10 protein-coding genes are annotated in these 6,798 nt (G+C 35.4%); 5 read left to right on the plus strand and 5 right to left on the minus strand.

Features of this window, described 5'->3' with window-relative positions; translation table 11 throughout:
* Window positions 1-212: 212 nt before the first annotated feature.
* The 5 genes from E7Z77_RS09575 to E7Z77_RS09595 form a co-directional block, all read right to left on the minus strand.
* Window positions 213-971: an EFR1 family ferrodoxin gene (locus E7Z77_RS09575; RefSeq protein WP_292753499.1), complete on the minus strand. Its 759-nt coding sequence runs from the start codon at window positions 969-971 to the stop codon at window positions 213-215.
* A gap of 1 nt (window position 972) precedes the next feature.
* Window positions 973-1,608 (minus strand): flavodoxin family protein, encoded by a 636-nt coding sequence (locus E7Z77_RS09580; protein WP_292753502.1) that lies wholly within the window; start codon window positions 1,606-1,608, stop codon window positions 973-975.
* A 13-nt stretch (window positions 1,609-1,621) separates the two neighbouring features.
* Complete coding sequence (locus E7Z77_RS09585) at window positions 1,622-2,404, minus strand: nitroreductase family protein (protein ID WP_292753505.1); 783 nt, start codon at window positions 2,402-2,404, stop codon at window positions 1,622-1,624.
* 109 nt (window positions 2,405-2,513) lie between these two features.
* Window positions 2,514-3,065: a DUF2115 family protein gene (locus E7Z77_RS09590; protein WP_292753508.1), complete on the minus strand. Its 552-nt coding sequence runs from the start codon at window positions 3,063-3,065 to the stop codon at window positions 2,514-2,516.
* Between the two features lie 17 nt (window positions 3,066-3,082).
* Entirely contained in the window at window positions 3,083-3,550 is a 468-nt protein-coding gene (locus E7Z77_RS09595; RefSeq protein WP_292753511.1) for a DUF2115 family protein, read from the minus strand.
* A gap of 139 nt (window positions 3,551-3,689) precedes the next feature.
* On the opposite strand from E7Z77_RS09595, the gene E7Z77_RS09600 reads away from it, so the two are divergent.
* From E7Z77_RS09600 to E7Z77_RS09620, 5 genes are all read left to right on the plus strand, one after another.
* Window positions 3,690-4,469, plus strand: coding sequence for an alpha/beta hydrolase (locus E7Z77_RS09600; protein ID WP_292753514.1), 780 nt, complete (start codon window positions 3,690-3,692; stop codon window positions 4,467-4,469).
* 89 nt (window positions 4,470-4,558) lie between these two features.
* Window positions 4,559-5,005 (plus strand): MarR family transcriptional regulator, encoded by a 447-nt coding sequence (locus E7Z77_RS09605; RefSeq protein ID WP_292753517.1) that lies wholly within the window; start codon window positions 4,559-4,561, stop codon window positions 5,003-5,005.
* A gap of 78 nt (window positions 5,006-5,083) precedes the next feature.
* Window positions 5,084-5,563, plus strand: coding sequence for a ferritin-like domain-containing protein (locus tag E7Z77_RS09610; protein WP_292753520.1), 480 nt, complete (start codon window positions 5,084-5,086; stop codon window positions 5,561-5,563).
* Between the two features lie 21 nt (window positions 5,564-5,584).
* Window positions 5,585-6,358, plus strand: coding sequence for an MBL fold metallo-hydrolase (locus tag E7Z77_RS09615; RefSeq protein ID WP_292753523.1), 774 nt, complete (start codon window positions 5,585-5,587; stop codon window positions 6,356-6,358).
* Window positions 6,359-6,565: 207 nt separating this feature from the next.
* Window positions 6,566-6,798 (plus strand): carboxymuconolactone decarboxylase family protein (locus E7Z77_RS09620; protein WP_292753526.1); only part of this gene is annotated, 233 nt, incomplete at its 3' end.

Genomic DNA, 6,798 nt, shown 5'->3' on the forward strand with positions numbered 1-6,798 from the left:
GCCCTTATCTGTTCGTATGTTGTAGAACAAATTTCACTAAAAGTAGTAGATAATTTCTATATTGTTATGCCAACAGTTACATGGAATGAATTTAAAGAATAAGAATTGCATAATCTTTATTTTCTATTTTTAAGTTGTGAATTAAAGAAACATTCGCAAAAAATCATTATTTGCAATGTTTGTCAGTACCATCTTGCTTTTAGATTTTCAATTCAAATGTTTTGATTGCTTTTGATAATCTCTGAAATTTTGATATTTGGATTTCTATATCTTTCATTTGGATTCAATTCATCGTTAATTGTTAATGTGTGTGTTTTGCAGTGATGAACGCAGCCTAAACAAAAGTCACAATTATCTCCGAAATGGGGTTTTTCATCAATCAATTCAATATTTCCTCTCGGACATACTTTAGTACATATTTCACAATTGCTGCAGCCTTCACCTACTTGGATATGGTATTTTTCAGTCATTGTGGTTTCCAATATGACTTCAATATTTTCAATATCGGTAAAATGTTTTTTGTCATGAATATGATTTCTTCTTGAGAATATATCCTCTTTTATAGATTCAATTTCGCCGATGATGTTTAAATTCTTTTTTAATTCCTTTTCATTGGCCATGTCAAATGTCGGCAGGAAATTATCAACCATCAAAACGGAGTTTGTGTAATTAACATCAATTCCTCTGTTATTTAATGTTTCTTTCATGATTCTCAATGCATTTTGATCCCCGTCGCTTCCATAAGAAGTGATTAAAAACAGATAATCGGTTTTGACATTGACTTTTTCAACAAATTCCCTAAGCATCTTGGGAGATGTTGCATAAAAAACAGGGAAAATGATGCCTACAGCATCATCTTCTATATCAAACTCATTTTTTTTCATCAGTTGGGGGATGCTGATCAGTTCTCCGCCCAACTGCTTAGCAATGTATAGGTTATTGCCTGTTGATGTGTAATATAATGTTTTCATGTTATCCTAACACTAATTCTTTTCCTTTTTCAAAAGCAGCTTCTCTTTCTTTAGGAAAAACAGTTTCATGTCTTTCATATCTTTCCTCAGCATTGAAAAACCATGGCCAATCGGTTTTGCTGTAATCTTTAAGCTGAAGTGTTTCACCTGATACGAAAACTTCAGTTGGCCCTACAAAACCGTTGAATACGTTTTGATAATTTTGAAGCAATACTTCATAGGCATTGTCCGGAGCATTGCTGGTCATGATAAGCAACGTTGGAATCGGATTTTCATTGCAGCACGGGACATCTGCATTATATGTCAGATTCTGAAAGACCAATCGTTCATAAAGTGCTCTAAATGATGCTGTAAGTTCACTTAGATAATTTGGAGAACCTATTATCAATCCATCGGCTTCACGAATAGCATCCAAGACTTCGGTTAAACCGTCACGTCGTATGCAATGTCCTTTGTATTTTTCTTTTTTACATCCAAAACAAGAGATGCAGCCGGTGTATTTTTCCAAGCGGAATAGATTGAATTTTTCCACTTCTGCTCCTGCAGATTCTGCACCTTTTATCGCTTCATCAATTAATGTATCAGTATTCCATCCTTTTCTAGGTCCTGCGTTAACAGCTATTATTTTTTTAGTCATTTAATCACCTATATTATTCGCATGATATTGTTGCAATGTATTCTGTATACTCATCTGTTTCAATTTCCGGTTCATCAAAAACCAGATTTCCATTTTTCACACACAGGAAATGGCATATTGCTATTCCCATGTCAATCTTTTGAACATCCCATCCAACACCTGATGAATAGCCTATGGTGTGTTCTAAAAAGAAATGATAATCATTATCGTCCTTTACAATCCTCCAAGGCTGTCTGTTTGCTGCTGAAGGAGCCCAACGAACAGCATCAAGAGAATCCTCACTATGGTCTAATGGGGTTGAAAAGTCATGCTCATAAAATAGCTTTGATGCGGGAAGTCTTTCATCGCCCTTAACGCTTTCACGCAGCGCGCTGTCAACCTTGGACTGTGTTTTTGAAGGATATCCTATGGGTGTCACTATCATCATGTATTCATTGTCCCGTGTGGCTGCCGCTTTTTCAAAGAGGGGTCTGTCTAAAGTTCCTCCGACCCAGGTGGTTCCAATTCCCAGGCTCCATGCATACAAGATTATTTTTTCAAATGAATATCCGTATGCCTCTTCGCAGTGGTCCACTTTAGCCACTTTTGCAGCGATATATGTGTCCTCGCCTTCTATAACTGGACTTGAAAGATTATATTTTTCGCTGTCCAGTATAATGAACTCCACGGGGATATTGTAAGGGTTTTCGATTGTTTTGGTGTAGTTTAGAAGTTTTTCTTTATCTTCATCAGTGATTTTCTGTCCGTCAAATGTTCTAACGCTTTTTCTAGTTTTGATAATCTGCATTCTGTCCATGTCGCAATCACCTTTTGATTACCACTATGACTTAAGATACTTAAGTTATTTGATATGATTTTTAAATTACGATACATAAATATTTTTTTAAAATATTAATCCGTTTGGTTTAGAAGTCCAACTGTTCTGCAAGACATATGTTGCAAACGGCGTTTGGTGTATCGATGTTTGCTTCCTTTACAGGGCATAAAAATTCGCCGTTTTCCTTTTCAACTTTCAGTGATCCTGGAAACGGGGTGCCTACAGGGTGTATGGGTTCCTCTAAAATGAATGTTGCATATAATGAAGCTATTTCAAAAATCAGAGGAACTTTGGTTTTTTTGCCTTGAGTTCCGGTTTTATGGTGGGTTTTTAGAATTTCAATAGCTTCGCCAAAGGATTCCCCATCGATGTTTTGACTGTAATCATTATTGTCATTGAGAATGTCTTTAATTCTAAATAAAAAGGATTCGATGTATGATTTTTGACTGTCCTGCCTATAGCTTTCCTGAACATATTTGTTTTCTTCAATAACCTGCGATGTAAACTCCATCATGTCAAAAACGGAAATGCTTGATGAATATTTTTTCAGAATCTCTAAAACACAATTGCCGGTAATGGTTTCGTCATCTGAAATGATGCTTGCAAATTCATCATACATCTCCAGATATTCGTTTGACATTATGATGCTCCCTATTATTAAAATCCGAATGCTAAACCGGCATTTTTACATACGCAGTAGCGGCACATTGAATTTTTCTCTTTAATGCTCATTATTCTGGATTTGCATTTGTATTCATTATTCTGCATAAATACCTGGTCCTTTGTAGGATTGTCTCCAACAGGATGCAGTGGTCTTTTAGCGATTAAAGCCAAATAAAGAGATATGTATTTTGTAAATTCTCTTGTTTCTTCATCTCCTCCTGCGTAAGTGTCAAAATAGTAATCAGTATCCTTTTTGAGATTTTCAACTACTCCGTCTTTAATGTCATAATCCTCTGTGATGTTTAAGGCAAATATCTCATCCCATGCTTCTGAATTGTATTTTGCCAAACTTTTAGTTATTGGGTCTTTGTATCTATCGTCTGTGACTTTGTTTCTCAGATATTCGATAGGATAATCCTTAAGATTTTCCCTGATTTCTTCAAGTAATTCTGTTGCTTTCATAATTGTTCCCCTTGAATAAGTGTTAAGTAATTATTTCTTGAATATGGCTATATGCTATTTTCTATTGATGAATTTGTCAAGTGGCAGTATGGATATTTTTATAGGGGAATTTTTAATATATTAACAAGGAGGCCAAAAAGTGGAGTCAACAATAAGCGTCAACGGCATTAACATTTCATTAAAGCAGGCAGGAACCGGTCCGGACATGATTTTGATTCATGGAATCTTTGCAAGCAAGGAAATCATGAACCCCTTGTTTGACTATTATAGGAAATCCTATCATGTAATCTCTTATGATGTCAGGGGTCATGGAAAAAGCGATAAACCTGAAAAATTTGATTTGGATGACTATGCAGATGATTTAAAGGAAATCATAAATGAATTGAATCTTGACAAGCCTATTGTCATAGGATTGTCAATGGGATCTTATATCGCTCTTAAAACTGCCGAAAAATATCCTACAATTCTTTCAAAAATAATTCTTTTAGGAACACGGGGTCAGGGTGAAATCTCACTTATGCAAAAGGCGGCAGAGGAAAACAATGGCAACGGCAGCATTGACTTAAAGGAAATGGGCAGACTGATTTCAAGAAGGGTATATGCACCTGATACCACGCCGGAAGATGTGGCCAACTTCTATAATGGAAACAGAAGTGAAGTTGAACTTACAAATGATGAACGAAAAAACGTCTATGCGTCTCTGAGCCATTATGATATGGTAAGTGATGCCGAAAAAGTCCAGATACCTGTTTTGATTTTGGTTGGTGAATATGATGGAATAAACCCTCCCGAAGAGTCAATTAAGGTTCATGAAATGCTTCCAACTTCGCAACTGGAAATAATTGAAGGTGCGGGCCATATTGCATATCTGGAAAAGAAAAGTGATGTAATCAAATCAATAGATTCATTCATAGAATGAATTTTTTTTGTTTTTTTAATTTCATTTGAAGTGATATTCTTATAAATTTGAATGGACAATATAGTAATTAATGAAAGGAGGTATTGTATATGGTCGATTTAAATTTTGATGAAGCCCTATTGGATGGAATGCCTGTTTTTTATTTTATCAATTACATCAATCTGATTCATGATAACTTTTTAAAGGATAACTTCAATGACCTTGCCCCCAGGGATTTCACTTATCTGTCCAATATTTATTATCATGAAGACCTCTCCCAAAGGGAGCTGGCTGACCTGCTTTTCGTTTCAGAATCGAATGTTGCCCAGATAATTAAAAGGCTTGAGAAGAATGGTTATGTAAAACGTGATGTTGTAAAAGACAACAACGGCAAAAAGATTCTTAGTTTAACTGATAAGGGTGAATCAGCTTTCAATTCATTGCTGAATCTTATTGTTGAATTTGAATCTAAATTATTTAAGGATTATTCTGCTGAAGATAAGGATAAATTCAGGGAAATGATTCATGACTATTGTGAAAGGGCAGCTGAATATTGATTAAATTTATATTGATAGAAAGTCAGATTAAAATATATACTTAAGACTCTTAAGTAGAATTTTTGTTAAGGTGAAATTATGGCCGATAAAGAAAAGACAATTGAAGCATTACAAGCTATTGTAACAGGTTTGTCTGCAAATTCATTTCAGCACAGAATCCAATCAAAAATCTTTGCAGGATTAGGATTTCAGGCATTGGGTGATAAATACACTACACATGCAACTGAAGAAATAGACTTTGTAGAACAGTTCATGGACCGTATACTTGACCTCGGCGGTGAAATCAAGCAGGAAGCACAGGAAGCAAAACCAGTTTTCACTGATATCGTAGAATTCATAGAATATGATTACAATGTCTCTGTTGAAGGAATCGCATTCATAAATGAATTAATGGACTCCGGAATCTTTGATGCAACCACATATGATTTGATGAAGGTATATCTCAAGGATGAAGAGGATGACATGTACTGGAGCGAACAGCAGCTGGATTTATGCAAAATGCTTGGAAAAGAAAACTACTTGACTCAATTATTAATCAACGGTCCAACAGCAGAATAACATTTTTTAGGATGTGACATAATGGAAATTAAAGCAGTAAAAACTTTTGAAAACGGATTCATGAAACAGACATTTGCCTTCGGCGGAGAAGGAATGGACGGCCTTGATGAATCAGTAAAATACCGATCAAGCATCCAGAACTACCTTATCGATACAGGCGATGAAGTAATCCTTGTAGATACTGATATGCCAAGTGAAGCGCCGCAGATGGAAGTGGATGAAAACACCCCACTGTCAATGGGAGAGAGAATCAGCGACTATCTCACAGCACTCAACAAGCTGGGATATAAGCCGGAAGACATAACAAAGATTCTGATTACCCATAAGCACGCCGATCACACCGGTGAGTTAAGGCAGTTTCCAAATGCCAAAGTATATCTTTCAAAAACAGAAGCCGAAGAGATGAATCTCACAGGAGACAATATCATCCCTGTTGAGTTCAAGGACGGACAATACCATAACTTTGAAAAATCAGAAATGATTGTCGACGGAGTATATCTTATTGAAGCCGTTGGTCATACAACAGGTAACAGCATTGTTATTGCAGAAGATGACGGGCTGTTCTACATGTTTCACGGTGATGTAACCTATACCGATGAGGCATTGTATGAAAACAAGCTGTCAATTGTTTTTGAAGATGTTGCAAAGGCAAGACAAACCTTGGATAATGTCAGGGATTTCATTAAAAACAATCCTACCGTATATCTGTCCACACATACTCCATTAGGTCATGAAAACCTTGAAAATAAAAAAGTCATTGATTTGGAAAATCCTCCGGAAAGTATTTATCCATAAATACTTTCTTTTCTATTTTTTTTTATGGGCATCATTTGAGATGTCTAAAAACTAATTTATATTGGTTTTCATTCCATATCCAAATCTAGAAAATCATTGTTGTTAATGTAAAACCAACTGTTAAATGAAAAGAAAAAATAGCTATTAATATATATCTTGAAATTTAAAATATTAATTAACTAATAAAATTATTTGGAGAGGAAGAGTATGAAAGGAGATGTATATTACGGTAAAGGTATAAGAGAGTTAAAAGACAGCCATCCTGACTTGTTTGATTTGGTATCCAACATTAATGAAACTGTATGGGACGGCAATGTCTTGGATTATAAAACTCAAAAACTGATTGCTATTGGTATTACTGCATCCCGTGCAGATCCAAGAGCTACCAAAAAACAAATCAGAAGCGCTATTGAAGTATTGGGCATTACAAAAGAAGAAAT

The sequence above is a fragment of the Methanobrevibacter sp. genome (assembly GCF_015062985.1).
GTDB lineage: Archaea > Methanobacteriota > Methanobacteria > Methanobacteriales > Methanobacteriaceae > Methanocatella.